Below are 26,333 nucleotides of genomic sequence, written 5' to 3' on the forward strand. Positions count from 1 at the left end.
AACTTAGAAAGGGCCGCCCATTGGGCGGCCCTTTCGCTTTTAACCCGTAGTTCGACGAGACCCGATCAGACCCCCGCGTACTGGGTGCGGATGATCGGGCGGGTATCGGCCGGCAGCTCGACGTCGATGCTCGTCGACCACTCGGGCCAGGCTCCGGTCAGCGCCGCAGCGGCTTGACGCGCGGCTCCGGCCGCCACGTACTCTCCCGGCGCTGGGATCGAGACGGGGACGTCGAAGACTTGCGCGGCGATCGCCTGCACGGCGGGGTTCAGCGCGGCTCCACCGATCAGCAGGGTGCGGCGCGGTTCGACGCCGACGCGACGCAGCGCATCCAGGCCGTCGGCGAGACCGCAGAGGAGGCCCTCGATCGCGGCCCGTGCGACGTGCCTCCGGGTCGTGGAGCGGAGGGTCATCCCCGAGAGGGTGGCCGTGGCGTCCGGCAGGTTGGGGGTGCGCTCACCCTCGAAGTACGGGTGCAGCATGAGTCCGTCGGATCCGGCGGGGGCCTCGAGCGCCAGGCGCCCGAGCTCGTCGTGGTCGACCCCCAGCAGCTGGGCCATCGAGTCGAGCACGCGGGCCGCGTTGAGCGTGGCCACCAGGGGGAGATAGGCGCCGGAGGCGTCGGCGAAGCCGGCGACCGTTCCCGTGGTGTCCTGGGCCGGCCGATCGGTAACGGCGAACACCGTTCCGCTCGTGCCGATCGAGACGATGACGTCGCCGATGCCGGCGCCCAGCCCGAGGGCGGCGCCGGCGTTGTCGCCCGCTCCGGCTCCCACGACGATCCCTGAGGGGATGCCGGGGAGGCCGTCGGCGGTGACGCCGGCACGCTCGAGCGGGCCGAGCACGCGGGGGAGGACCGGGGCATGGCCGAGGGAGGCCTCGATGATCTCGAGGTCGTACTCGCCGGTGCCGGGGTTCCAGTAGGAGGTGCCGCTCGCATCCGATCGATCGGTCACGAGCTCCTCGAGCACGGGGCCCAGCGGGCTCCCGCCGGCCGGGCCGAAGCCGCGCAGCCGCCAGGTGAGCCAGTCGTGGGGGAGTGCGACGGCCGCCACCTTCGCGGCCGACTCGGGCTCCGCATCCCGGAGCCAGCGGAGCTTCGTCGCGGTGAAGGAGGCGACCGGCACGGAGCCGGTGCGCTCGGCCAGCGGGCCGGCGCCGAACTCCTCGATCAGCGCGGCTGCGGCCGCCGCCGAACGCGTGTCGTTCCAGAGCAGGGCGGGGCGGATGACGCGACCCGCGTCATCCAGCACCACCATGCCGTGCTGCTGACCGCCGACCGCGAGGGCGTCGACGTCGTCGAGTCCTCCCGCGTCGGCGGCCGCGGCGAGCAGCGCCTCCCACCAGGCACCGGGATCGACCTCGGTGCCCGGCGGGTGGGGCGCGCGACCGGAACGGATGATCCGCCCGGTCGCCGCATCGCGGATGACGATCTTGCAGCTCTGCGTCGAGGAGTCGACGCCGGCGACCAGGCTCATCGGGTCGTCGACGCGATCAGCGGGCGCCGAGCAGGTGCTCGATCGCGAGCTGCTGCAGCTGCACGAAGCCGAAGCCCTTGCCGCCGAAGTAGGCGGCGGCGTCGAAGTCCTCGTAGGCCGAGCGGTCGGCGATCAGGGCGTCGTAGGTCTCGCCCTCGTTGAGCGTGGGCACGGCGATCTCGGCGACCTTCGACGCGGCGAGAGCCTCCTGCACGGCGGGGTCGGCGCGGAAGGCGGCGGCGCGCTCCTTGAGGAGCAGGTACATCCGCATGTTGGCGTCGACCGATGCCCAGACGCCCTCGGCGTCCTCGGTGCGGGACGGCTTGTAGTCGAAGTGACGGGGGCCGTCGTAGGAGGGCGTGCCGTCGGGGCCGCCGTTCTCCAGGAGGTCGACGAGCGAGAAGGCGTTCTGCACGTCGCCGTGGCCGAACACCAGGTCCTGATCGAACTTCACGCCGCGCTGGCCGTTGAGGTCGATGTGGAAGAGCTTGCCCGCATCCAGCGCCTGCGCGATGCCGTGGGTGAAGTTGAGGCCGGCCATCTGCTCGTGCCCGGTCTCGGGGTTGAGGCCCACGAGCTCGGGGCGCTCGAGCGTGTTGATGAACGCGAGGGCGTGGCCCACCGTCGGCAGCAGGATGTCGCCGCGGGGCTCGTTGGGCTTGGGCTCGATCGCGAAACGCAGGTCGTAGCCCTTCTCGACCACGTAGTCGCCGAGGAGGTTGACGGCCTCGCGGTAGCGGGCGAGCGCGCCCTGGATGTCCTTGGCCGCGTCGTACTCGCTGCCCTCGCGGCCACCCCACATGACGAACGTGGTCGCGCCGAGCTCGGCGGCGAGGTCGATGTTGCGGATGACCTTGCGGAGCGCGAAGCGGCGGACGCCGCGGTCGTTCGAGGTGAAGCCGCCGTCTTTGAAGACGGGGTGCGAGAAGAGGTTGGTGGTGACCATCTCGACGACGACGCCGGTGTCGGCGGTCACCTTCTTCAGGCGGTCGATCTCGTGCTGGCGCTCCGCATCCGTCGACTCGAAGGGGAAGAGGTCGTCGTCGTGGAAGGTGATTCCCCAGACGCCGCGCTCGGCGAGCCCTTCGACGGCCTCGACGGTGTCGAGGGGCGGGCGGGTCGCGCCGCCGAACTGGTCTTGCGCGGCCCAGCCCAAGGTCCAGAGACCGAAGGAGAACTTGTCGTCGCGAGTGGGCGTGAGTGTCATGATGGGCTTTCTCTCAGAAGGTGGAGCTGGTTGTTCGGACGGTGTTCGGGCTATTTCTTTCGTGCGGCACGAGCGGCGAAGCGCTGCTGCAGCAGCACGGCGACCACGATGATCGCGCCCTTCGCGATGGCCTGCACGGAGGTGGAGAGGTTGTTCTGGGTGAACACGTTGGTCAGCGTCGAGAAGATCAGCACGCCGAGCACGGTGCCCATGATGGTTCCGCGGCCACCGACGAGCAGGGTGCCACCGACCACGACCGCCGCGATGGCGTCGAGCTCGTAGAGCGTGCCGTGCGTCGAGGTGCCCGCCGTGGTGCGGCCGAGCATCATGACGCCGGCGATGCCGGCGGTCAGGCCCGCGAGCACGTACAGGTACATGATGTGGCGCTTCACCTTGATGCCGGCCAGACGCGCGGCCTCGAGGTTTCCGCCGATCGCGACGGTGCGGCGGCCGAAGGTGGTGCGGTTGAGCAGGAACCAGCCCGCGACCACCACCAGCACGAAGATCCAGATCAGGATCGGGATGCCCAGGATGTCGGAGCGGAAGAAGTCGAGGAAGCCCTGCACCTTGACGATCTGCGTCGTGCGGTTGGCCAGCACCTCGGCGAGACCGCGCGCCGCGACCAGCATGGCGAGGGTCGCTATGAACGCCACCACGTTGCCGTAGGCGATCACGATCCCGTTGATCAGACCCGCACCGGCGCCGACCGCGAGGGCGATGACGACCATCACGATCCAGTTGGTGTCGCTGGCGAAGTCCTGGATCCACGACAGTGTGGCCACGACGGTCGCGAGCCCCATCACCGAACCGACGGAGAGGTCGATGCCGCCCGCGGTGATGACGAAGGTCATGCCGATGCTGATCACACCCGTGATCGAGGCGAACCGCACGATCGTGAGCACGTTCTCGACGTTCGCGAAGCGATCGCCCGCCGTGATCGTGCCGACCAGGAAGAGCGCGACGAGGGCGATGATGAGGCCGATGCTGCGCCCCGCGGAACCTCCGAGGATGCGGCTGAGCGGATTCTGCCTGTGCTCCTCCGGCGGCAGGCCGCCGGAGATGTGGTACTCGTCGGTCGCGACCGCGGCCGGGTTCTGCTCGCTCACGCGGCACTTCCTTTCATGACCAGATCGAGCACGCCGTGCTCGTCGATCTCACTGGCATCGGTGGTGTGGATGACGCGGCCCTCGGCGACCACGAGGACGCGGTCCGAGAGGCCGAGGACTTCTTCGATCTCGCTGGAGATCACGACGATCGCCGCGCCCTGGGCGGCCAGGTCGCGGATGAGGCTGTAGATCTCGGCACGGGCGCCGACGTCGACGCCGCGGGTCGGTTCATCCAGGAGCAGGACGCGGGTGCCGTGCACCAGCCACCTGGCCAGGAGGATCTTCTGCTGGTTGCCGCCCGAGAGGGTGCGGGCCGGTCGGTCGGGATCGGCCGGGCGCAGTTCGAGCGCCTCGAGCTGGGTGCGGGCCGCGGAGCGCTCGGCGCGCTCGTTGAGGAACCCGCCGCGCGCCCAGCGCGTGAAGGTCGCGAGCGTGACGTTGCGGTAGACCGGCTCGTCGAGGATGAGGCCCTGGCTCTTCCGCTCCTCCGGCGAGAGGCCCATGCCGGCATGGACGCCCGCCCGGACGGAGCCGGTCGTGATCGCGCGGCCGCCGATGCTGACGGAGCCGCTCGTCGCCTTGCGGGCTCCGTAGACCGTCTCGATGATCTCGGAGCGGCCGGAACCGACGAGCCCGGCGAGGCCCACGATCTCGCCGGCACGGACGTCGAAGCTGACGTCTTCGAAGACACCGCGGAGACCCAGTTCCTTCACGGAGAGCACGACGGGCGCATCCGGAGCGAGGGGCTGCGCGGCCGGGAAGACGTTCTCCACCGTGCGACCGGTCATCAGCCGGATCAGGTCCTGCGTGGGGGTCTCGGCCACCGAGAGGTTGGTCGCCATGGTGCGGCCGTCCTTGATGACGGTGATGCGATCGCCGATCTGGCGGATCTCCTCGAGACGGTGCGAGATGTAGATGACCGCGATGCCGGCGGCCGTGAGCTCGCGGACCACGCGGAACAGGTTCTTGACCTCTTCGGAGTCGAGCACCGCGGAGGGCTCGTCCATCACGATCAGGCGGGTGTCGTGGCTGAGGGCTCGCGCCATGCTCACGATCTGCTTGTTCGCCGCCGAGAGCGAGGAGACCTCGCGGTTGACCGAGAGCGAACCGTGGCCCAGGCGGGCCATGATCTGCTGCGCCTGGCGCGCGGTCTTGCGCCGCTGGGTGATGCCGCCGCGAGCGTGCTCGTGGCCGAGGAAGATGTTCTCGGCGATGCTCAGGCCATCGACGACGTCGAGCTCCTGGTACATCGTCGCGATGCCGAGCTCGAGGGCGGCGACCGGGTCGCTGATCGAGATCGGCTCACCGCGCCAGATGATCTCGCCGGCATCGGGCTGGTTGACCCCGGAGAGCGTCTTGATGAGCGTCGACTTGCCGGCACCGTTCTGGCCGAGCACGCAGTGGACCTCACCCGGGAGGATCTCGAGATCCACCCCTTTCAGCGCCTGCACTCCGGCGAAGGACTTCGTCAGCCCACGCACCGTGAGCAGCGGCACCACCTGGTCGTCATTGATCATGGTGGCAAAGTAGCAGAATTGTTGCGGGCATGCATCAAAATCGCGAAAGCCGTTTTCCGCTCCGGTCCATGCCCTCGACTTCCGCATAGTTGCAGTGCGTAAAGGTTTGTTGCTGCCATCCCGCTACGAGATGAACGGGATAGTTCCGCCTCGAAAACACCGGCGACAAATGATGATGACTCTGTTATGTTGCATGAAACGTCAATGTGGACGGGCACCTCCACGTTGTCGTGCAGACATCTGCATTCACAACCAAGGAGGAACAATGCTTGCACCACGCACGCTGCGCAGCCGGTTGCTGCTCGCGTCAGGCGTCTCGATCACAGCGATCGCGCTCATGACCGGCTGTACCTCGGGAGGCGCGGGTTCGACCGGCGCCGCTGTCCAGGAGAACACCGTCGAGGACAACGCCGCCACCGGCGAGACCATGACGATCGGCTTCTCCGGCCCCGCCGCCGACCACGGCTGGCTCGGCGCCATCAACTCCGCCGCCATCGCCGAGGCCGGCAAGTACCCCGACGTCAACCTGGTCGTCGCCGAGGGCACGAACGACGCCAACCTGCAGATCAGCCAGGTCGAGACCTTCATCAACGACAAGGTCGACGCGATCGTGCTGCTGCCGACCGACGGCGCCGCACTGACCGACGTCGCCATCAAGGCGATGAACGCCGGAATCCCCGTGATCAACGTCGACCGCGAGTTCTCCAGCACCTTCGCCGCCCGCACCACGATCCTCGGTGACAACTACGGCATGGGCGTGAGCGCCGGTACCTACATCTGCGAGCAGCTCGAGGGCAAGTCGAACCCGATCGTGGCCGAGATCGCCGGCATCGACAGCCTGCCGCTGACCCAGGAGCGCAGCAAGGGCTTCGCCGACGCTCTGGACGACTGCGGTCTCAAGGTGAACAACCGCGTCGCCGCGGACTTCACCGTGCAGGGTGGTGAGGCGGCCGCGTCGCAGCTGCTGGCCTCCGCTCCGAAGATCGACGCGATCTGGAACCATGACGACGACCAGGGCGTCGGCGTCCTCGCCGCCATCGGCGCCGCAGGCCGCGACGAGTTCTTCATGGTCGGCGGCGCCGGCTCGGCGAACGTGATGCGCGACATCCAGGCCGACAACACCGTGCTGAAGGCGACGGTCATCTACCCGTCGACGCAGGCCGCGGACGGCATCAGCGCCGCGCGCCTGATCGTGCAGAACAAGGGCATGAGCGACCTCGTCGAGGGCGCTGTGCCGCGCAAGATCCAGCTCTACGCTCCCGTCGTGACGAAGGAGAACGTCGACCTGTACCTGCCGAGCGCGTTCGAGTCGTAGGAACCGCTCCCGCCGGGCCCGTGGGCGCACCCGCTCACGGGCCCGGCTCCGTCCCCCCCGCCCCCATCGCAGCACACCGCATCCCTCCGGAAGGACCTTCAGACAGTGACAGAGAACAGACCGCTCCGGGTGGCGATGATCGGCATCGGCTTCATGGGGGCCGCCCATTCGCAGGGCTGGCGGACCGCCCCGCGCTTCTTCGACCTCCCCCGCCGGCCCGAGATGGCCGTCGTGGTGGGGCGCGACCTCGCCCGGACGGAGGAGGCGGCGACCCGGTGGGGGTGGGCCGAGGCCTCCGCCGACTGGCGCGAGGTCGTCGCGCGGCCCGACATCGACGTGATCGACATCGTGACCCCGGGCGACAGCCACGCGGAGATCGCGATCGCGGCGCTCGCCGCCGGCAAGCACGTGCTCTGCGAGAAGCCCCTCGCGAACACCGTCGAGGAGGCGGAGGAGATGGCGGCTGTGGCCGAGGCCGCCGCCGAGCGCGGCGTGTTCGCCATGGTCGGCTTCACCTACCGCCGCGTGCCCGCCGTCACCTTCGCCCGCGACCTCGTCGCCGCGGGCAGGATCGGCACCGTGCGCCAGGTGCGCGCCGCCTACCTGCAGGACTGGCTGGCCGACGAGGAGGCGCCGATGACCTGGCGCCTCGACAAGGAGAAGGCGGGATCCGGTGCGCTCGGCGACATCGGAGCCCACGCCATCGACCTCGCCCAGTTCATCACCGGGCACCCGATCGCCACGGTCTCCGGCATCCTCGAGACCCTCGTCGCCGAACGGCCGCTGCTGGCCGACTCCCGCGGCCTCTCCGGCACCGCCTCGGAGGAGCGCGGCACCGTGACGGTGGACGACCTGGCGCTGTTCACCGCTCGCTTCGACGACGGCGTGCTCGGCTCCTTCGAGGCCAGCCGGTTCAGCACCGGCCGGAAGAACGCGCTCCGGATCGAGGTCTCGGGATCCGCCGGAGCGATCGCCTTCGACCTCGAAGACCTCAACTCCCTGGAGTTCTACGACGCGACGGCCGAGCCGGCCACCCGCGGCTTCACGAAGATCCTCGTGACCGAGCCCGAGCATCCGTATGTCGGCGCCTGGTGGCCCGCGGGCCACATGCTCGGCTACGAGCACGGCTTCTCGCACCAGACCAAGGACTTCGTCGAGGCGATCGCCTCCGGAGTGCAGCCGACCCCCTCGTTCACCGACGGCCTCGCCGTGCAGCGGGTGCTCGCAGCGGTCGAGGCGAGCTCCGGCGCCGGCAGCGCCTGGACGACGGTCTGACCCCCGCCCCACCGGCATCCCTATATATAAGGAGTACGACGATGTCACGACCGATCACTCTCTTCACCGGCCAGTGGGCCGACCTGCCGCTCGAGGAGGTCGCACGGCTCGCCGCGGGCTGGGGCTACGACGGCCTGGAGATCGCCTGCTGGGGCGATCATCTGGATCCCTGGCGCTGGGACGACGAGGAGTACGTGCAGGGCAAGCTCGATCTGCTCGAGCGGCACGGGCTGAAGGTCTGGGCGATCTCGAACCACCTCAAGGGCCAGGCCGTCTGCGACGACCCGATCGACCAGCGGCACCGCGACATCCTGCCCGACGTGGTCTGGGGCGACGGCGACCCCGAGGGCGTGCGCCAGCGGGCGGCCGAGGAGATGAAGAACACCGCGCGGCTCGCCGCCAAGCTCGGCGTCAAGACCGTGGTGGGATTCACCGGATCGAGCATCTGGAAGTACGTGGCCATGTTCCCGCCGGTCTCGCAGGAGCTGGTCGACGCCGGCTACCAGGACTTCGCCGACCGCTGGAACCCGATCCTCGACGTCTTCGACGAGGTGGGCGTGCGGTTCGCGCACGAGGTGCACCCGAGCGAGATCGCCTACGACTACTGGACGACGGTGCGGACGCTCGAGGCCATCGGCCACCGGAAGGCCTTCGGGCTGAACTGGGACCCGAGCCACTTCGTCTGGCAGGAGCTGGACCCGGTGGACTTCATCCTCGAGTTCGCCGACCTGATCTACCACGTGGACTGCAAGGACGTGAAGATGAACACCGGCAACGGCCGCAACGGCCGGCTCGGCTCGCACCTGGCCTGGGCCGACCTGCGACGCGGCTGGGACTTCGTCTCGACCGGCCACGGGGACGTGCCGTGGGAGAAGAGCTTCCGTGCCCTGAACGCGATCGGCTACGACGGCCCGATCTCGGTCGAGTGGGAGGACGCCGGGATGGACCGGCTCGTCGGCGCCCCCGAGGCGCTCGAGCTCGTGCAGAAGCTCGCTTTCGACGCACCCGACGCGGCGTTCGACGCGGCCTTCAGCGCTCGCTGATCCGCCCATGTCACTGACCGAACCGCCGGTCTTCGGGGCGGCGAGCTCCGCGACGAGCAACGATCAGACCCGGCGGACGAACCTGTCGCTGGTGCTCTCGCTCGTGCATCACCGCGGAAGCCTCACGCGCGCGGAGCTCGCCCGGGTCACCGGCCTCAACCGGTCGACCGTGGCGAACCTGACGAGCCAGCTCAGTGACCTGGCCCTGCTCTACGAGACCTCGCCGGCGGCCAGCACGAACGTGGGACGGCCGAGTCCCGAGGTGCACGCGAACGCGTCGACCGCCGCGCTCGCCATCAATCCCGAGATCGACGCGATCACGATCGGTCTGGTGGGGCTCGGCGGGCGGGTGATCCGCCGCATCCGCTACGAGACCGACCGGGTGCCTTCGGCCGGGGAGGTCGCCCGGGTCTCGGCGGCCGTCATCGACGGGATGCGCGCCGAGCTCGACAACTCGTACCGGATCGTCGGCATCGGGATGGCGGTGCCCGGACTCGTGCGGGCGGAGGACGGCGAGGTGAAGTACGCCCCCCACCTGGGCTGGATCGACGAACCGATCGCCCAGATGGTGGCGATGGCCACCGGCTACCCGACCTGGGCGGCCAACGACGCCTCGCTCGGCGCCGGCTCGGAGATCATCTTCGGCGCCGGGCAGGGCTCGCTCGACCTGCTGTACCTCAACGGCGGATCGAGCGGCATCGGCGGGGGAGTGGTCGCGGGCGGGTCGCTGCTCACTGGGACGGACGGCTACGCCGGGGAGCTCGGTCACACCCTCGTGAACTCGGACGGTCAGCGCTGCCACTGCGGCGCGCTCGGCTGCCTCGAGGTGGAGGTCTCGAAGAAGCGCCTGCTCGCGGCGGTCGGCCTCGAGAGCGCCGACAACGACGAGCTCGGTGCGGCGCTCGCCGCCTCGGACGACCCGGCGGCGATGCAGGAGGTGCGGCGGCAGCTCGACTACCTGGCCGTGGCGCTCCGGAACGCGGTCAACGTGCTGAACCCCGAGCGGATCGTGCTCGGCGGATTCCTCGCCACGGTCTACTCGCTCGACCCTGCGCGACTGAACGACCGGGTGAGCGGCGAATCGCTCGACGGATCGGCGCAGGTGGCGCAGATCATCCCGGCCCGTCTGGGTGCGGATCTGCTGCTGATCGGGGCCGCGGAACTCGCATTCTCGGGTGTGCTCTCGGACCCGGCCGGGGTCATCCTGAGCCGTGCATAATTTGTTGCACGGACCCTGCTAATATCGAGTCCTTGTTCAATGAGGCGACGAGGGACCTCGATCTTCGCCGCCCCCCGGCGGAGAGGATGGCGGGTCAGATGGCGCACGACACGACGGCGATCTCCGCCAAGACCGGATCCCGGGGCAACAACCTCGACGACGTCCGTCGCAACAACCTCTCCACGGTGCTGAAGCTCGTGAACGCCGCGGGATCGCTCACGCGTGCCGAGCTCACCCGGGCCACTGGCCTGAACCGCAGCACCATCGGCGCGCTCGTGGCCGAGCTCGTGAGCCTCGGGCTCGTGACCGAATCCGATCCCGACACCAAGCGGCAGGTCGGCCGCCCCAGCCTCGTGATCGCGCCCGGCCGCCACACGGTGGCCCTCGCGGTGAACCCCGAGCTCGACGCGGTCTCGATCGCCCTGGTGGCGCTCGGCGGCCAGGTGGTCAAGCGCATCCGCTATTCGACCGTGCGCATCCCCGAGGTCGACGAGGTCGTCAACATCGTCTCGGCCGTCGTGGCCGGGATGCGCGGCGAGCTCGACTCGGCGTACTCCACCGTGGGCGTGGGGCTGGCCGTGCCCGGTCTCGTGCGGGCCGGCGACGGGATGGTGAACCTCGCTCCCCACCTGGGCTGGCACGACGAGCCGCTGTCGGAGAAGCTCTCGGCCGCCCTGGGGCTGCCGGTGTACGCGGCCAATGACGCCGCCGTCGGCGCGCTCGGCGAGAGCATGTTCGGCGCGGGCCGTGGCGTGCGCAACCTGGTCTATCTCAACGGCGGGGCGAGCGGCATCGGCGGCGGTGTCGTGAGCAACGGCGCCCTGCTCACCGGGCAGAACGGCTACGCCGGCGAGCTCGGGCACACCCTCGTGAACAGCAACGGCATCCTCTGCCACTGCGGTGCGCGCGGATGCCTCGAGACCGAGGTGACCCGCGCGGCCCTGCTCGACGCGGTGGGCCTCGTCGGCAGTCAGGCCGACGAGCTCGACCGGGTGCTGCGGGAGCGCTTCGCCGACCCGGAGGGCGTGGACCCCGCGCTCGCCGAACTGGTCGACCGCCAGGCCGACTACCTCTCGGTCACCGTGCGCAACATCGTGAACCTCTTCAACCCCGAGCTGATCGTGCTGGGCGGATTCCTCGGGTCGCTGTTCGAGGTCGCCCCCGACCGGATCACCGAGGCCGTGCAGCGCTCGGCGATGATGGGTTCGCGCGAATCGGTGCGGATCACCCGTTCGTCGCTCGGGCCGGACCTCCTGGCGATCGGAGCCGCTCAGCTGGCCTTCGCGCCGGTTCTGGCGGACCCCGCTGGGGCCACGCTCTCGATCGGTGCTTGACAAACCAGTTAATCTGGCCTATCAACAAACCGCTTCGCCGCGCGCTTCTGCGGGGGTCTTGACCTCGTTCTGCCCGCCATTCGCGCATTCCGCCAATTTGGCTTGACGCGCAACAAAACCCTCCGTACGATCGGCAGCAGTGTCCAGCGCGCATCGCAGCGCGCACGTGAACCGAGGGGTGGATCCACGTTGAACAGAGTCGTCCAACACAAGCCGTCGTGGCGATCGAGGCTGGTCGCCTCGCTCGCCGCCTTCGCCATGGTCGCCGGTGGCGCCCTGGCCGCCGGAGGGGCCGCGAACGCGAACACGGTCGCCGCTCCCGGCGATCCCGTGCTCGCAGCCGAACCGGGCTTCAAGGTGCTGGTCTTCTCCAAGACCGCCGGATTCCGCCACGGCTCCATCCCGGCCGGAATCGCCGCGATCCAGAAACTGGGTGCGGAGAACGACTTCCAGGTCGACACGACCGAGGACGGCGCTTCGTTCAACGAGGCGAACCTCGCGCAATACGACGCGGTGGTCTGGATGTCGACGACCGGTGACGTGCTGGACGCGACGCAGCAGACGGCGTTCGAGGAGTACATCGAGGCCGGCGGCGGCTACGCGGGCGTGCACGCTGCATCCGACACCGAATACGACTGGCCCTGGTACGGGAAGCTCGTCGGCGCCTACTTCGCGGGCCACCCCGCCGAACAGAACGCCACGGTCGAGATCGAGGACCACGCGCACCCCTCGACCGCCGGCCTCGGCGACACCTGGGACCGCTTCGACGAGTGGTACAACTTCCGCTCGAACCCGCGTGACACGGTGCACGTGCTGGCCTCGCTCGACGAGAGCTCGTACACCGGCGGCACGATGGGCATCGACCACCCGACCACCTGGTGCCAGAACTACGACGGCGGTCGCAGCTGGTACACCGGTGGCGGCCACACCGACGCCTCGTACAGCGACCCGGCCTTCCTCGGTCACCTGCTCGGCGGCATCAAGACCGCCGCCGGCGTCCAGTCGGCCGACTGCAGTGCGAGCCAGACGGGCAGCTACGAGCTGGTCCCGCTGGACACCGAGACCGGCAACCCGATGGCCCTCGACGTGGCCTCGGACTCCACCGTCTTCTACGCCGAGCGCAACGGCCGCGTGCAGCGGATCGATGCCGCCTCGCGCGAGACGAGCACGGCGCTGGCCCTCCCGGTGACCCAGGCGAACGAGGACGGCCTGCTCGGCATCGTGCTCGACCCCGACTTCGCGACCAACAACTGGGTCTACGTCTACTGGGCGCCGGCCGATGTCGGAAGCGACGGGCCGCACAACCGGATCTCGCGCTACACCTACAACCCGGCGGCGAAGACCTTCGACCCGGCGTCCGAGAAGGTCCTGCTCAAGGTCACCACCCAGCGGAACACCTGCTGCCACGCCGGCGGCGACATGCTGTTCGACAACGACGGCAACCTGGTGCTCGCGGTCGGTGACAACACCAACCCGTTCGAGTCCGACGGCTACGCTCCCATCGACGAGCGCGGCGGACGTCAGGACTACGACGCCCAGCGCAGCGCCGGCAACACCAACGACCTCCGCGGCAAGATCCTCCGGATCACGCCCACGGACGCCGGCGGCTACACCGTCCCCGAAGGCAACCTCTTCGCCGAGGCGAGCGACTCGACCGGCAAGACCCGCCCCGAGATCTACGCCATGGGCTTCCGGAACCCGTTCCGGATCGGCCTCGACCCGTTCACCAACAACCTCATGGTCGCGGACTACGGCCCCGACGCCGGCTCCGCCAGCACGACCCGCGGGCCCGGCGGAACCGTCGAGTGGAACATCGTCAAGCAGCCCGGCAACTACGGCTGGCCCTTCTGCGTCGGCGTGAAGTGCTACAAGGACTACAACTTCAGCACCGCGACCTCCGGCGCGGAGTTCAACCCCGCGGCCATCGTCAACAACAGCCCGAACAACACCGGCCTGACGAACCTGCCCCCGGTCATCGTGCCGGAGTGGTGGACCGAGAACGGCCAGACGGCGATCTACCAGGAGATCGGCAACAGCGGAGCGCCCATGGGCGGCCCGGTGTACCGGTACGACGCGGACAACCCCTCCGAGACCAAGTGGCCGGAGTACTGGGACGGCAAGGCGATGTTCGCCGAGTGGAACCAGGGCAAGATGTACTCCTTCCAGCTCAACGAGGACACCGACTCCGCACCGCGTCACACCGAGATCCAGGACATCAACCGGATGCTGCCGGGGATCTTCGACCCGTCGAAGGGCTTCAACAAGCCGATGGACTTCGAGTTCGGACCCGACGGTGCACTCTACGTGATCGACTGGGGCTCGGAGTTCGGCGGCAACAACGCCAACTCCGGCGTCTACCGGGTCGACTACGTGCAGGCCAACCCGTCGCCGATCGCCCGCGCCTCCGCGGACGTGACGAACGGACCCGGCCCGTCGCTCGCCGTGCAGTTCTCCTCGGAGGGCACCCGGCACCCGATCTCTAAGCCGTTCACGCTCGAGTGGGACTTCGGCGACGGATCCCCGACCACGACCGAGGCCGACCCCGCCCACACCTACACGGAGAACGGCGACTACACCGCCCGCCTCACGGTGACGGATGAGGACGGCAAGACCGCGATCGCCAACGTGCGCGTCGTGGTCGGCAACGCCACCCCCCAGGTCTCGATCGAGTTCCCGGAGAACGGCGGCTTCTTCACCTGGGGCGACGACATCGCCTACAAGGTGACGGTGACCGACCCCGACGCGAGTGCTCCCATCGACTGCGAGAAGGTGACGCTGATCCCGGCCCTGGGCCACGATTCGCACAACCACGACTTCGGTGAGATCCACGGCTGCGAGGGCAGCTTCCCGACCGCCCGCGACGCGGGACACGGCCTGGAGGCGAACCTGTTCTGGGTCGTCAACGTCAACTACACCGACGACGGCGGCGCCGTGGGCGTGCCCCAGACGGGCTACGCCACGCACGTGCTCAACTCCACCCACATGGAGGCCGAGTACTTCGACCAGACCGGACGGGTGAACGGAATCGGCGGCCCCGACGACGGAGTGAAGGTCGAGACCACCGGCGACAGCGCCGGCGGCGGCAAGAGCCTCGGCTTCGTCGAGGAGGGTGACTGGTGGTCGTACTCGCCCATCAACCTGAAGGGCATGGACAGCGTCTCGCTGCGTCTGGCCAAAGGCTTCGACGGCCCCGGCACGATCCAGGTGCGCTGGAACGACCCGGCGAACGGGCAGCTGCTCGCCACCATCCCGTTCACCCCGACCCTCAAGGGCGGTGTGGCCGACTGGCAGACGTACTCCGACTTCACGGCGAACTTCGACGGCGGACTGCCGGCGGAGACCGGGACGGTGTACTTCGTGCTCACCCAGGGTGGTGTCAACGTCAACTACCTCAACTGGGGCGGTGACGGCGTCGACTCCAACTCCCCGCCGGTCGTGACCTTCGCGGCGACGCCGAAGAGCGGGTCCGCCCCGCTGGTGGTCGACGCGGACGCCTCGGCGACCGACCCGGAGGGCACCGCGCTCAGCTACCGCTGGAACGACGGTCTCACCGACGGCTGGGTCGACGGCGAAGCCACCCGGCAGGTGACGTACACCGAGCCCGGAACCTACGAGCTGCGGGTGCGCGTCTACGACGAGCAGAACGGCTACACCGAGAAGAGCCAGACGATCACCGTCTCGGTGCCGGGTGAGACCCTGTGCCTGACCGGTCGCTCCGACGGCTTCGACGGCACGACGCTCGACACCTCGCGCTGGACCAGCATCATCCGTCCTTCGCAGGACATGCGGGTGGAGAACGGTGCGCTGGTGATCCCGGCGTCGAAGACCGACATCTACGGTGCCGGTGCCGGAACCGTGCCGAACATCACGCTGCAGGATCTGCCCTCGGGCGCCTGGCAGGCCACCACCAAGGTGACCTTCGAGGCCCGTTCGCAGTACCAGCAGGCCGGTCTCATCGTCTACGGCGATGACGACAACTACGCGAAGTTCGTGATGCAGAGCCGCAGCACCACCGGTGATGCCGCTCAGCGGGTCTTCCAGTACATCAGGGAGGAGAACGGGACACCGAACGAGGTGGCTGCATCCAACTCGGCCAACCTCGGAGCGGCGTTCCCTGACACCTTCTTCGTGCGGATGACCAGCGACGGCACCAACCTGAACGCCTCGTACTCGGCTGACGGGACCACCTGGGTCGCCATGGCGGAGACGAAGTCCCTCGCGGGCATCGTCAACCCGAAGATCGGCCTCGCGTCGTTCGCCAACTCGGGATCGACCCCCGCGGTCATCGATGCCAAGTTCGACTGGTTCAACATCACGCCCGACGACACCGCTGTGGCCGAGACCCCGGATGACGAGTTCACCGGCTCGACGCTCAGCACGTGCCGCTGGACCGTGGTGAACGAGCAGCCGGCCGGCTACCGCGTCTCCGACGGAGCGCTGCGGATCGACACCACGCCGAACGACATCTACGGCGGCGACGTCGGAGTGCCGAACTTCGTGCTGCAGGCTCAGCCCGAGGGCGACGAGTGGACGGTGGAGACCAAGGTCGACGCCTCCGACCTCGACCGCCGCTACCAGCAGGGTGGTCTGATCCTCCACGGTGACGACGACAACTACGTCAAGATCGACATCGTCGCGACGAACGAGGGGGGATCGGCGATCACCCGGAACCTCGAGATGCGCAGCGAGATCGGCGGAGTCGTGCAGAACCCGCAGCCGAACGCTCCGGCGCCGGCGAACGGGACCGTGTGGCTGCGGCTGTCGAAGGCGGCTGACGTCTACACCGGCTGGTACAGCTCGGACGGCACCACCTGGACGCAGATCGCGGACACCTTCACCAACGCCGGACTGGGAGGGGCCCGGGTCGGACTCTTCGCACTCGGCAACTCCGCCCAGGGCCAGGTCTCGAACACGGCCGCCTTCGACTACTTCCACGTGGTCGGAGCGGACGTGCCGGAGGAGCCGGTGACGGTCTCCGCCACGGTGACGCCGACGGCGCCGAACGGCCTGAACGACTGGTACACCCAGGCGGTCACCGTCTCGGTGCAGACCGAGGGCGGCGGGACGAGCACGGTCTACCGTGAGTACAACGTCGACGGAGCCGGCTGGCTGGAGTACACCACTCCCGCCATCGTCACCACCGACGGGACTCACACGGTGGAGTACCGCGCCTCGGCCCCCGGCCACACCACGGTGACCGGTTCCGTCGGCTTCAAGGTCGACAAGACGGCTCCGGATGCGACGGCTCAGCTCGTCGTGAACGGCACCGCCCGGACCGTGGCGATCTCCGCCACGGACGCCACCAGCGGGGTCGACAGCATCCAGTACCGGATCGGGGAGGGTGCTTGGCTCACCTACTCCGCGCCGGTCGCGGTCGACGGCACCGCCCAGACGGTGACCTACCGTGCGACGGACAAGGCGGGCAACGCCGGAGCGGAAGGGGCCCTCGCGGTCCCGGCCGTCCCGGTCGACCCCGAGGAGCCGGTCATCTCGGTCAGCGCGGTCGTCTCCCCCGAGACGCCCGGCGGCCTGGCCGGCTGGTACACCGGAGCCGTGACCGTCACGGCCACCGGCACCAGCACGGACGAGGCGGCCGAGGTCTCGGCCGAGTACTCCACGGACGGCACGGCCTGGACGGCCTTCGCCGGCCCGCTCGTGCTCGACGCCCAGGGTGAGACCACCCTGCGGATCCGCGCCACGGACGGCGACAGCCACTACTCGGCCATCGTCACCCGGGTGCTGCGGATCGACACGCAGGTCCCGACCGCGACGGCCTCGGCCGCCGGACGGGTCGTCACCCTCTCGGCCGAGGACGCCACCAGTGGCGTCGACCGGATCGAGTACCGGCTGAGCGGAGACGCCGAGGGCGCCTGGCGCACCTACACCGGGGCCGTCACGGTCTCCGGCACGGCGGCCGAGACGGTGTCCTACCGGGCGGTCGACGTGGCGGGCAACGCCGGGACGACCGGGACCGTGCAGGTGGCGGCGGGCGAACAGCCCCAGCCGGTGCCGACGGTGGTCGTGGACGACACCACGGTGACCCAGGGCGGTCTCGTGACCGCCACCGGCACGGGCTTCACGCCCGGTGCGTCGCTCCAGGTCTGGCTCTACTCGGAGCCCCTCCAGGTCGGCACCGTCACCGCGAGCGCCCAGGGTGGGTTCACCTTCACCTTCGCCATCCCCGCAGGGTTCGAGGTCGGCGAGCACCACGTGGTGATCCGCAGCGGCGAGACGATCCTGGCCACCAGCCAGGCGCTCACCGTCTCGGCCGCGGCGATCGATCCGGGTCAGGGCAACGGGCAGAACCCGGGAACGCCCGGCAACCCGGTGACGCCGGCGAAGCCCGGGGTCGCGGGTCAGCCCGGATCCTCGGTCGGCGGCGGCCTCGCCAACACCGGTGCGGACGGCTGGCTCACGCTGCTGCCGCTGTCGCTCATCCTGCTCATCGGTGGACTCGGCGGGCTCCTGCTCGTCGACATCCGCCGGAAGCGGCTGAGCGAGTGACCACCCGTCAGGGGCACGGCGGCGCCGGGACTTCGGTCCCGGCGCCTGCCGGCGCCCGGAAGGGTGTGCGTGCCGCCGGGGGCGCCGTGGCGGGATTCCTCGCCGCACTGGTGCTCCTGGCCCTGTCGCTGTTCTCCGCGGCCCCGGCCTCGGCGCACGGCGGCCCGTTCCAGCTCTCGATCGCGCCGGACGGCGCGGGCGGGCTGAGCGTCTCGGCCAGCTACGTGGAGGACGGGCACGCGGTCACGGGGATCATCGATCCCGTGGCGACCGCGGTCTCGCCCGACGGCACGACCGCCGGCCCTGTCGCGCTCATCTCCTCGGCCGAGGGCGAGGGTGTCTGGGTGACGCCCGAGCCGTTCCTCGGTGAGGGGCAGTGGGCGGTCACGGTGACCACGACGACGCCCGAATCGGTGACCTCGACGCTCGACGTCACGGTCGCGCCGATCGCGCCGCCGGTGCAGCCCGGTGAGTCGATCGTCGCGGAGGACGGGGCTGCTGCGGGGGAGGCGGGTGCCTCGGGCGGGGCCTCCGGGTCGTCGGACCCGGCCTCCGGGTCGGGCTCGGCCACCGCTGAGCAGGCCGGCTCTGAGCAGGCCGGCTCTGAGCAGGCCGCCGAGGGTGCTTCGGCCTCCGGAGAAGTCTCCGGAGTGGCGGTCGCGCTGTGGATCGGGGTGGGCGTCGTGGTGATCGCCGCCCTGGTCGTCGGCGCGCTCGTCTGGCGGAGAAGGGCGGCCACGGGCCGCTGAGACGACCGCAGCCGGTCGGGGTGCCTTCGGGTGGTCGTCCCGGCCGGCTGCGGTGCGTCAGCCGATGTCGAAGCGCACCGGGGGAGCCGTGTGCTGGCCGCCGCACTCCGGCGTGCCGCCCACCTGCTTCCAGGTGAGGGACACGGTCTTCTCCATCAGCACGTGCCCGACGGCGTCGTACGCCCGCACGGTCACCGTGTCGGGGGTGTCGGTCTTGGTGGTGATGCGCCAGTCGTGGTCGTCGACCCGGGTGGCGGTGTAGGGCGTCTTCGAGGGGTCGGCCCCGGGTGACGGCGTCGGGGTCCCGGTGCCGTCGCCGTAGGCCGAGCAGGAGTCGCCGGCGCACAGCTCGACGTGGTCGACCGAGGTGACGTCGCCGTTGAGGGTGACGGATGCCGCGTTCGTCCAGGTGGTGGCCGGGCAGTCGGCCGAGGTCATGCATCCGGACAGCACCAGGACCGACCCGAGCGCGATCGCGCCGAGGAGGGCGCCTGCGCCTGGCCTGTTCACCCTTCCATCATGCCCGGGTCAGGCGGTCTCCGCCGGAACGGCGCTCGAGGGCGCCCAGAGGTTGAGGTCGCGGTCGCCCGCGAACTCGTCGATGCGCCCGAGCTCGTCCTCGGTGAAGTCGAGGTGCTCGACCGCGGCGAGGTTGTCGTCGAGCTGCGAGATCGAGGAGGCCCCGATCAGCACCGAGGTCACCCGGTCGTCGCGGAGCGCCCAGGACAGGGCGAGCTGGGCGAGGGTCTGGCCGCGGGCCTCTGCGATCTCGTTGAGACTCCGCACGCGGTGGAGGGTCTCGTCGGTGATCATCGAGGTCGACATCGAGCCGCCCTTGGCCGCGCGCGAGTCCTCCGGGACCCCGTCGAGGTAGCGGCTGGTCAGGAGGCCCTGCGCGAGCGGGGAGAAGGCGATGCAGCCGACGCCGAGCTCGCCCAGGGTGTCGAGCAGGCCGTCCTCGATCCAGCGGTTGAACATCGAGTACGAGGGCTGGTGGATGAGGAGCGGCGTCCCGAGGTCGGCCAGGATCTCGGCCGCCCGGCGGGTGCGCTCGGGGGAGTAGCTCGAGATGCCGGCGTACAGGGCGCGGCCGGACTGCACCGCGGTGTGCAGGGCCCCCATGGTCTCCTCGAGCGGGGTGTCGGGGTCGGCGCGGTGGGAGTAGAAGATGTCGACGTAGTCCAGCCCCATCCGCTCGAGCGACTGGTCGAGCGAGGAGAGCAGGTACTTGCGCGAGCCGAAGTTGCCGTACGGGCCCGGCCACATGTCGTACCCCGCCTTGGTCGAGATGACGAGCTCGTCGCGGTACGGGCGGAAGTCCTCCTTGAACAGCCGACCGAAGTTGATCTCCGCACTGCCGTAGGGCGGGCCGTAGTTGTTGGCCAGGTCGAAGTGGGTCACCCCGCGGTCGAAGGCACGGCGGAGGATCCCGCGCTGCGTGTCGAGCGGCGTGACGTCGCCGAAGTTCTGCCAGAGGCCGAGCGAGACGGCGGGCAGGAGGAGACCGCTGCGGCCGGTGCGACGGTAGGGGAGGGATTCGTAGCGGGAGTCGTCGGCGAGATACGTCATGGGACGAGTCTTCCGCATCCGCGACCGGTCCGCACCGGGGCGGCGGGCCCGGTCGACGGGGGCTGTCAGCGCGTGAGGGCGATGGTGACGAGGAGCGCCGTGCCCGAGAGCAGGCAGACAGCGGCGAGGATGCGGAGGACGACGAGGGCGGCGACGCCCGGCCGGCGTGCGCGGCGGGGGCGGGCGGGGGCCGTCGGGGTGGTCGGGGGCGGCGGCACCGCATCCACTGTCCACGGCCGGGTGGAGGGGGCGGCGGTGCGCAGTCGCGGGTCGGGGCGATCCGGGTTGGCGCGCGTCACGTCGAGCTCCCAGAGGAAGTCCTCGAAGGTCTCGTCGTCGGCGGGGCCGGTGGTGCCGGATCGTGTCATCGGTGCGCGTCCTTCCGGCGTCCGGTCGGGGGAGCGCGTCGTGGTGGCCGCGAACCCGGGGGATCATCCGAGGCTAGGCGGATGCGCGGGGCCGGGCGATGGGGAGAAGTCCCCATTCCGGTGGACACGGGTGCGGGTCTCGCGGGGTCGTTCCCGGATGAACGCCGGGATCCCGGCGTGGCCGCTTCCAATGTCGGTGGTGCGGCGGACAATGGCCGCATGAACGAATACGACACGTGCGACCGCTGCGAAGGGTCCGGCGCCGACCCCGTCCAGTCCTTCGAGATCGATGAGATCGCTCTGTGCGTCGAGTGCCGGGGCGACGGGATCGTGGTCTCTTTCGACATCCGTCGCGACGAGCTTCGACTCACGGCGTGATCCCGGCCCGGTGACGGGCTGAAAAGAAACGAACAGGTAACGAAACGCCCTGGGCGATGCGTTTCGGGCGCGTTCGCGGGACCATTTTCGCAGGGAGGAAGCGATGGCGTTCAGACAGTACCGTCGATCGTCTCCTCAGAGCGCCTCGGTGCAGACCGCCGATCCCTCCGACCCGTACACCGCGTATCTGAGCTGGATCGCGAGCGGGCGGCCGTCACTGGCATCCGACGCCCCCTTCCGGAGCGAGTCGGGCGCGTTGATCGTCGAGCCCGTGCTGGTGGATGCCCTCCGGGTGGAGCAGCACGTCCAGGTGCAGGAGCTCGGCGGTGAGGCCGACCCGGCGTCGCGGCCGTCGGCCTGGCGGCGCATCACCGACGTCTTCCGGCGGGGCTAGGCCGCGCCGAGCCGCCGTAAAGGCCTAAGGCCTTCACGTAGCCGGGCTGTCAGCCGCCCGGGCCGTCAGGCCGTGCGGCGGGAGTCGGACGAGTGCGCGTCGAGCTCGCCGATCAGACGCCAGACCGAGCGGGTCAGCCCGGGGTGGTCGAGCGCGATCTGACGGAGTACCCGGTAGTCGCGCGCTGAGGTGGGCCGGGCGCCGCCGTTCTCGGTGATCGAGTCGGCGCGGAGCAGGTAGACCACGAGCTCGTCGACGGTCGGCAGCTCCTCCATGAACTCCCACGGATCCTCGCCCGCGAGCAGCCGCTCGTGCACGATGGTCTCGAGCTCGTCGGCCGCCTCGGCGCGCAGCACCTCGAGGCTCGCCCGCCCGCGCGGAGGATGCTCGAACTCGTTCACGCGTCGAGCCTAAGCGTCTCGATCGCGAAGCTCGAACCGGAGGAACACTCAGGCTCTTTGTATACAGCGCGCAGCGGGAAGCCTTGAATCGCGCCTCGAGCGGGAGTAGTCTGGCCGCACTGTATACACGAGGATCGGAGCGTGATGGCACGCGCAAGCGAGACGGCCTACTCGGTCCTGCGATCCGAGATCCTCGCGTGGGATCTGGCGCCGGGCACCATGCTCGCCGAGGTCGAGCTCTCCAGCCGCCTCGGCATCTCCCGCACTCCCGTCCGTGAAGCGCTCGCCCGGCTCGTCGCCGACGGCCTCGCGGAGCCCCAGGGCGGCCGCGGTCTGATCGTCTCGCCGGTCTCGGCCGAGAACGTCACCGAGCTGTTCGAGCTCCGCCAGGCGCTCGAGGCGCAGGCCGCGGCGCTCGCCGCCCGCCGACGCGAACTCGCCCCCTTCCTCGAGCTGCAGGATCAGCTTCGCGAGGTTCCGGCGCTCCTGGCCGACCCCGACCCCGGTCGGCACGCGTACTACGACCTCGTCGCGCGCTTCGACGGCGCGGTCGACGTCGCTGTGCAGAACCCGTTCCTGGTGCAGGCGCTCGCCGGCGTGCGGACGCACCTCGTGCGCATCCGCCGGCTCTCCCGCGACAACCCGGCACGGCTGCTTGAGGCAGCCCGCGAGCATCTGCTGATCGTCGACGCGATCGTCGACGGCGACGCGGCGCTCGCGGTCGACGCGACGCGGGTGCACCTGCACCGCAGCCTGCGGTCGACCCTCGGCTCGCTCGTGCAGCTGCCGGCCACGCCGATGAGCCCCACCCGATGACCACGGTGCGCTGACCCTCCCGCCCGGCCGGGCGTCCCGGTCGATGAGCCGTGCCCGAACAACTTGCCCTACCCGATGACCGGCCCCGCCCGATGAAGGAGACCACCCCCTGATGGAACAGCACGAGGTGCGGGTCCACCGCAGCGACGAGAACCTGCCCCGCGAAGACCAGCTGGCCTGGAAGATCGCGGAGGTCGCCACCGATCCCGTGACCGTCCCCGACGAGGTCGTCGAGATGGTGATCAACCGGATGATCGACAACGCCGCCGTCGCGACCGCCTCGATCACGCGCGGTCCCGGCATCGCGGCACGGGCCCAGGCCCTCGACCACCCGTACAGCCCGGGCTCGACGGTGTTCGGCGTCGCCGGCCGGTACAGCCCCGAGTGGGCGGCCTGGGCGAACGGGGTCGCCGTGCGCGAGCTCGACTACCACGACACCTTCCTCGCTGCCGAGTACTCGCACCCGGGCGACAACATCCCGCCGATCCTGGCCGTCGCCCAGCACCGGGGTTCCACCGGCGCCGACCTCGTCCGGGGCATCGCGACCGGGTACGAGATCCAGGTCGACCTCGTACGAGCGATCAGCCTGCACAAGCACAAGATCGACCACGTCGCCCACCTCGGCCCCTCGGCCGCCGCCGGAATCGGCACGCTGCTCGGGCTCGACACGACCACGATCTTCCAGGCCATCGGCCAGGCGCTGCACACCACCACTGCCACCCGCCAGTCGCGGAAGGGCGAGATCTCGACCTGGAAGGCGCACGCCCCCGCGTTCGCCGGCAAGATGGCGGTCGAGGCGGTCGACCGTGCGATGCGCGGCCAGACCAGCCCCACCCCGATCTACGAGGGCGAGGACGGCGTGATCGCCTGGCTGCTCGACGGCCCGGGCGCGCTCTACACGGTTCCGCTGCCGGGGCGCGGCGAGGCCAAGCGCGGCATCCTCGACACCTACACGAAGGAGCACTCGGCCGAGTACCAGGCCCAGGCCTGGATCGACCTGGCCCGCAAGCTGCACTACGCGCATCCCGAGCTCACCGACCCGGCGAACATCGGGAGCGTCACCATCCACACCAGCCACCACACGCACAACGTGATCGGCTCGGGCGCGAACGACCCGCAGAAGTACGACCCGACCGCCTCGCGCGAGACGCTGGACCACTCGATCCCGTACATCTTCACGGTCGCGCTGCAGGACGGCACCTGGCACCACGTCGACTCCTACGCCCCCGAGCGTGCGGGACGGCCGGACACGGTCGAGCTGTGGAACAAGGTGCGCACGCTCGAGGATCCGGAGTGGACCCGGCGGTACCACTCGATCGACCCGGCCGAGAAGGCCTTCGGCGGTCGCGTGGAGATCATCCTGCACGACGGCCGCACGATCACCGACGAGATCGCGGTCGCCGACGCGCATCCGCTCGGCGCCCGGCCCTTCGCCCGCGCCGACTACGTGCGGAAGTTCCAGACCCTCGCCGAGGGCGTGGTCGAGGAGGCCGAGATCAGCCGGTTCCTCGACCTGGTGCAGCGGCTGCCCGAGCTCGCGCCCGACGAGGTCGCCGGGCTCACGGTCACCGCCCGCCCGGGCCTCCTCGAGCAGTACCCGACCCCGAAGGGCCTCTTCTGATGCTGTACTCCACCGTTCCCGCCTCCGAGAAGCGGGCGGCGTTCCGCGCCGCGCTCGCCTCCGGCCGCCTGCTCCGGATGCCCGGGGCCTTCAACCCGCTGTCGGCCCGCCTGATCCAGGAGAAGGGCTTCGAGGGGGTCTACATCTCGGGCGCCGTGATCGCGGCCGACCTGGGCCTGCCCGACATCGGCCTCACCACGCTCACCGAGGTCGCCGGCCGCGGCGCCCAGATCGCACGGATGACCGACCTCCCGGCCCTGATCGACGCCGACACCGGGTTCGGCGAGCCGATGAACGTCGCCCGCACGGTGCAGACGCTCGAGGACGCCGGGCTCGCCGGCCTCCACATCGAGGACCAGGTGAACCCCAAGCGGTGCGGCCACCTCGACGGCAAGGCCGTGGTCGACTCGGACACGGCGGTCAAGCGGATCCGGGCGGCGGCCGACGCGCGCCGCGACCCGAACCTGCTGATCATGGCGCGCACCGATATCCGCGGGGTGGACGGCCTGGGTGCCGCGATCGATCGGGCGAAGCAGCTCGTCGACGCGGGGGCGGATGCGATCTTCCCCGAGGCGATGGCCGACCTCTCCGAGTTCGAGGCCATCCGCTCGGCCGTGGACGTGCCGATCCTGGCGAACATGACCGAGTTCGGCAAGAGCGAGCTCTTCTCGGTGCAGCAGCTGGAGAGCGTCGGCGTCAATCTCGTGATCTACCCCGTCTCGCTGCTGCGCATCGCGATGGGCGCCGCCGAGCGCGGGCTCGACGCACTCGTCGCCGAAGGTTCACTCGCGAGCGAGGTGCCCGGCATGCAGACGCGTGCCAGGCTGTACGAGCTGCTCGACTACGAGTCGTACAACGCCTTCGACACCTCCGTCTTCAATTTCGACGTCCCGACCGCTCGCTGAGGAGTGACCACCATGACCGATACGCAGGAGATCAAGAAAGGGCTCGCGGGGGTCGTCGTCGACTACACCGCGATCTCGAAGGTCAACCCCGAGACCAACTCGCTGCTCTACCGCGGCTACCCCGTGCAGGAGCTGGCCGCATCCTGCAGCTTCGAGCAGGTCGCGTACCTGCTCTGGAACGGCGAGCTGCCGAGCGACGCCGAGCTCGCCGCGTTCGAGCAGAGCGAGCGCTCGCAGCGGGCGCTCGACCCGGCCGTCAAGCGCGTGATCGACGAGCTGCCGCTCACCGCGCATCCGATGGACGTCGTGCGCACCGCCGTCTCGGTGATCGGTGCACTCGACCCCGAGTGGGAGGACGCGACGCCCGCCGGCAACCTCCGGAAGTCGGTCGCCCTGCTCGCGAAGATCCCCGCGATCGTCGCCTACGACCAGCGCCGCCGCCGCGGCCAGGAGCTGGTGGAGCCGGACGAGTCGCTCGGCTACTCGGCCAACTTTCTCAAGATGACCTTCGGCGAGGTGCCGTCGGACGTCGTGGTCAAGGCCTTCGACGTGTCGATGATCCTCTACGCCGAGCACTCCTTCAACGCCTCGACCTTCACCGCCCGGGTCGTCACCTCGACCCTGTCCGACCTCTACTCGGCCGTCGTCGCCGGCATCGGCGCGCTCAAGGGCCCGCTGCACGGTGGCGCGAACGAGGCCGTGATGCACGTCTTCGACGAGATCGGCACGGCGGATGCGGCCGAGGGCTGGCTCGAGGACGCGCTGGCGTCGAAGAAGAAGATCATGGGCTTCGGTCACCGGGTCTACAAGAACGGCGACTCGCGGGTGCCGACCATGAAGGCCTCGCTCGACACGCTCGTCGAGGAGTACGACCGCCCGGATCTGCTCGAGCTCTACGTCGCGCTCGACGAGGCGATGCAGTCGCGCAAGTCGATCAAGCCGAACCTCGACTACCCCTCCGGCCCGGCGTACCACCTGATCGGCTACGACACCGAGATGTTCACGCCGCTGTTCGTCGCCTCGCGGGTGACCGGCTGGACGGCGCACATCATGGAGCAGCTCGCCTCGAACGCGCTCATCCGGCCCCTGTCCGAGTACAACGGCCCCGATGAGCGGCACCTGGAGGGCTAGTCG

At 69.9% G+C, this 26,333-nt stretch carries 21 protein-coding genes; 13 read left to right on the forward strand and 8 right to left on the reverse strand.

From position 1 onward, the window contains the following. Window positions 1-65: 65 nt before the first annotated feature. From xylB to HSO01S_RS16815, 4 genes are read right to left on the reverse strand one after another with little or no spacing between them, the layout of a single operon-like run. Window positions 66-1,478 (reverse strand): xylulokinase, encoded by a 1,413-nt coding sequence (gene xylB, locus HSO01S_RS16800; RefSeq protein ID WP_066043476.1) that lies wholly within the window; start codon window positions 1,476-1,478, stop codon window positions 66-68. A gap of 16 nt (window positions 1,479-1,494) precedes the next feature. Beyond that, window positions 1,495-2,685, reverse strand: a complete 1,191-nt coding sequence (xylA, locus tag HSO01S_RS16805) for a xylose isomerase (protein WP_066043477.1) — start codon at window positions 2,683-2,685, stop codon at window positions 1,495-1,497. 50 nt (window positions 2,686-2,735) lie between these two features. Continuing rightward, on the reverse strand, window positions 2,736-3,734 hold the full coding sequence (locus HSO01S_RS16810; RefSeq protein ID WP_245636052.1) for an ABC transporter permease: 999 nt from the start codon (window positions 3,732-3,734) through the stop codon (window positions 2,736-2,738). 53 nt (window positions 3,735-3,787) lie between these two features. Then, a complete protein-coding gene (locus tag HSO01S_RS16815) occupies window positions 3,788-5,308 on the reverse strand; it encodes a sugar ABC transporter ATP-binding protein (RefSeq protein WP_174523003.1) in 1,521 nt (506 codons plus the stop codon). Between the two features lie 265 nt (window positions 5,309-5,573). Here HSO01S_RS16815 and HSO01S_RS16820 point away from each other — a divergent pair, with 265 nt between their 5' ends. From HSO01S_RS16820 to HSO01S_RS16850, 7 genes are all read left to right on the forward strand, one after another. Next, window positions 5,574-6,623 (forward strand): substrate-binding domain-containing protein, encoded by a 1,050-nt coding sequence (locus tag HSO01S_RS16820; protein WP_066043480.1) that lies wholly within the window; start codon window positions 5,574-5,576, stop codon window positions 6,621-6,623. 135 nt (window positions 6,624-6,758) lie between these two features. Then, entirely contained in the window at window positions 6,759-7,898 is a 1,140-nt protein-coding gene (locus HSO01S_RS16825) for a Gfo/Idh/MocA family protein (protein ID WP_066043673.1), read from the forward strand. A gap of 41 nt (window positions 7,899-7,939) precedes the next feature. Next, window positions 7,940-8,941, forward strand: coding sequence for a sugar phosphate isomerase/epimerase family protein (locus HSO01S_RS16830; protein WP_066043482.1), 1,002 nt, complete (start codon window positions 7,940-7,942; stop codon window positions 8,939-8,941). Between the two features lie 7 nt (window positions 8,942-8,948). Next, window positions 8,949-10,160, forward strand: a complete 1,212-nt coding sequence (locus HSO01S_RS16835; RefSeq protein WP_066043484.1) for an ROK family protein — start codon at window positions 8,949-8,951, stop codon at window positions 10,158-10,160. Window positions 10,161-10,258: 98 nt separating this feature from the next. Then, entirely contained in the window at window positions 10,259-11,494 is a 1,236-nt protein-coding gene (locus tag HSO01S_RS16840; protein WP_066043485.1) for an ROK family transcriptional regulator, read from the forward strand. 189 nt (window positions 11,495-11,683) lie between these two features. Further along, complete coding sequence (locus HSO01S_RS18465) at window positions 11,684-17,998, forward strand: ThuA domain-containing protein (RefSeq protein WP_157079134.1); 6,315 nt, start codon at window positions 11,684-11,686, stop codon at window positions 17,996-17,998. Next, a complete protein-coding gene (locus tag HSO01S_RS16850; protein WP_157079135.1) occupies window positions 17,995-18,747 on the forward strand; it encodes a hypothetical protein in 753 nt (250 codons plus the stop codon). The genes HSO01S_RS18465 and HSO01S_RS16850 overlap by 4 nt, the downstream gene beginning before the upstream one ends. 57 nt (window positions 18,748-18,804) lie before the next feature. Here HSO01S_RS16850 and HSO01S_RS16855 read toward each other — a convergent pair whose 3' ends face one another. From HSO01S_RS16855 to HSO01S_RS16865, 3 genes are all read right to left on the reverse strand, one after another. Further along, window positions 18,805-19,257 (reverse strand): hypothetical protein, encoded by a 453-nt coding sequence (locus HSO01S_RS16855; RefSeq protein WP_066043489.1) that lies wholly within the window; start codon window positions 19,255-19,257, stop codon window positions 18,805-18,807. 18 nt (window positions 19,258-19,275) lie between these two features. After that, entirely contained in the window at window positions 19,276-20,316 is a 1,041-nt protein-coding gene (mgrA, locus tag HSO01S_RS16860) for an L-glyceraldehyde 3-phosphate reductase (RefSeq protein ID WP_066043491.1), read from the reverse strand. A gap of 65 nt (window positions 20,317-20,381) precedes the next feature. After that, entirely contained in the window at window positions 20,382-20,684 is a 303-nt protein-coding gene (locus HSO01S_RS16865) for a hypothetical protein (protein WP_066043493.1), read from the reverse strand. Between the two features lie 177 nt (window positions 20,685-20,861). Here HSO01S_RS16865 and HSO01S_RS18885 point away from each other — a divergent pair, with 177 nt between their 5' ends. Beyond that, on the forward strand, window positions 20,862-21,062 hold the full coding sequence (locus HSO01S_RS18885) for a hypothetical protein (RefSeq protein WP_157079136.1): 201 nt from the start codon (window positions 20,862-20,864) through the stop codon (window positions 21,060-21,062). A 103-nt stretch (window positions 21,063-21,165) separates the two neighbouring features. Continuing rightward, the gene (locus tag HSO01S_RS16870) at window positions 21,166-21,456 is read left to right on the forward strand and encodes a hypothetical protein (protein WP_066043495.1); all 291 of its coding nucleotides are present in this window, start codon (window positions 21,166-21,168) and stop codon (window positions 21,454-21,456) included. 65 nt (window positions 21,457-21,521) lie between these two features. Here the strand turns inward: HSO01S_RS16870 and HSO01S_RS16875 are convergent, their stop codons facing one another. Then, window positions 21,522-21,857, reverse strand: a complete 336-nt coding sequence (locus tag HSO01S_RS16875; protein ID WP_066043497.1) for a tryptophan synthase subunit alpha — start codon at window positions 21,855-21,857, stop codon at window positions 21,522-21,524. Between the two features lie 144 nt (window positions 21,858-22,001). On the opposite strand from HSO01S_RS16875, the gene HSO01S_RS16880 reads away from it, so the two are divergent. From HSO01S_RS16880 to HSO01S_RS16895, 4 genes are all read left to right on the forward strand, one after another. Then, complete coding sequence (locus tag HSO01S_RS16880; RefSeq protein WP_066043498.1) at window positions 22,002-22,673, forward strand: GntR family transcriptional regulator; 672 nt, start codon at window positions 22,002-22,004, stop codon at window positions 22,671-22,673. Between the two features lie 112 nt (window positions 22,674-22,785). After that, window positions 22,786-24,294, forward strand: a complete 1,509-nt coding sequence (locus tag HSO01S_RS16885) for an MmgE/PrpD family protein (protein ID WP_066043502.1) — start codon at window positions 22,786-22,788, stop codon at window positions 24,292-24,294. Then, window positions 24,294-25,199 carry a methylisocitrate lyase gene (prpB, locus tag HSO01S_RS16890; protein WP_066043505.1) on the forward strand — a complete coding sequence of 302 codons (906 nt, stop codon included), beginning with the start codon at window positions 24,294-24,296 and terminating at the stop codon, window positions 25,197-25,199. The genes HSO01S_RS16885 and prpB overlap by 1 nt, the downstream gene beginning before the upstream one ends. Before the next feature lie 12 nt (window positions 25,200-25,211). Next, on the forward strand, window positions 25,212-26,330 hold the full coding sequence (locus tag HSO01S_RS16895) for a bifunctional 2-methylcitrate synthase/citrate synthase (RefSeq protein ID WP_066043508.1): 1,119 nt from the start codon (window positions 25,212-25,214) through the stop codon (window positions 26,328-26,330). The last annotated feature ends 3 nt before the right edge of the window (window positions 26,331-26,333 follow it).

Source organism: Herbiconiux solani NBRC 106740 (assembly GCF_001571005.1).
In the GTDB taxonomy this organism is placed as follows: Bacteria; Actinomycetota; Actinomycetes; order Actinomycetales; family Microbacteriaceae; genus Herbiconiux; species Herbiconiux solani.

Bases quoted from the DNA above. Each gene is read 5' to 3' on its own strand.
- HSO01S_RS16885 (WP_066043502.1), top strand. From the start codon at position 22,786: ATGGAACAGCACGAGGTGCGGGTCCACCGCAGCGACGAGAACCTGCCC.
- HSO01S_RS16820 (WP_066043480.1), top strand. From the start codon at position 5,574: ATGCTTGCACCACGCACGCTGCGCAGCCGGTTGCTGCTCGCGTCAGGC.
- HSO01S_RS16825 (WP_066043673.1), top strand. From the start codon at position 6,759: ATGATCGGCATCGGCTTCATGGGGGCCGCCCATTCGCAGGGCTGGCGG.
- HSO01S_RS16835 (WP_066043484.1), top strand. From the start codon at position 8,949: ATGTCACTGACCGAACCGCCGGTCTTCGGGGCGGCGAGCTCCGCGACG.
- HSO01S_RS16895 (WP_066043508.1), top strand. From the start codon at position 25,212: ATGACCGATACGCAGGAGATCAAGAAAGGGCTCGCGGGGGTCGTCGTC.
- HSO01S_RS16880 (WP_066043498.1), top strand. From the start codon at position 22,002: ATGGCACGCGCAAGCGAGACGGCCTACTCGGTCCTGCGATCCGAGATC.
- xylA (WP_066043477.1), bottom strand. From the start codon at position 2,685: ATGACACTCACGCCCACTCGCGACGACAAGTTCTCCTTCGGTCTCTGG.
- HSO01S_RS16840 (WP_066043485.1), top strand. From the start codon at position 10,259: ATGGCGCACGACACGACGGCGATCTCCGCCAAGACCGGATCCCGGGGC.
- mgrA (WP_066043491.1), bottom strand. From the start codon at position 20,316: ATGACGTATCTCGCCGACGACTCCCGCTACGAATCCCTCCCCTACCGT.
- HSO01S_RS16870 (WP_066043495.1), top strand. From the start codon at position 21,166: ATGGCGTTCAGACAGTACCGTCGATCGTCTCCTCAGAGCGCCTCGGTG.
- HSO01S_RS16830 (WP_066043482.1), top strand. From the start codon at position 7,940: ATGTCACGACCGATCACTCTCTTCACCGGCCAGTGGGCCGACCTGCCG.
- prpB (WP_066043505.1), top strand. From the start codon at position 24,294: ATGCTGTACTCCACCGTTCCCGCCTCCGAGAAGCGGGCGGCGTTCCGC.
- xylB (WP_066043476.1), bottom strand. From the start codon at position 1,478: ATGAGCCTGGTCGCCGGCGTCGACTCCTCGACGCAGAGCTGCAAGATC.
- HSO01S_RS16865 (WP_066043493.1), bottom strand. From the start codon at position 20,684: ATGACACGATCCGGCACCACCGGCCCCGCCGACGACGAGACCTTCGAG.
- HSO01S_RS16815 (WP_174523003.1), bottom strand. From the start codon at position 5,308: ATGATCAATGACGACCAGGTGGTGCCGCTGCTCACGGTGCGTGGGCTG.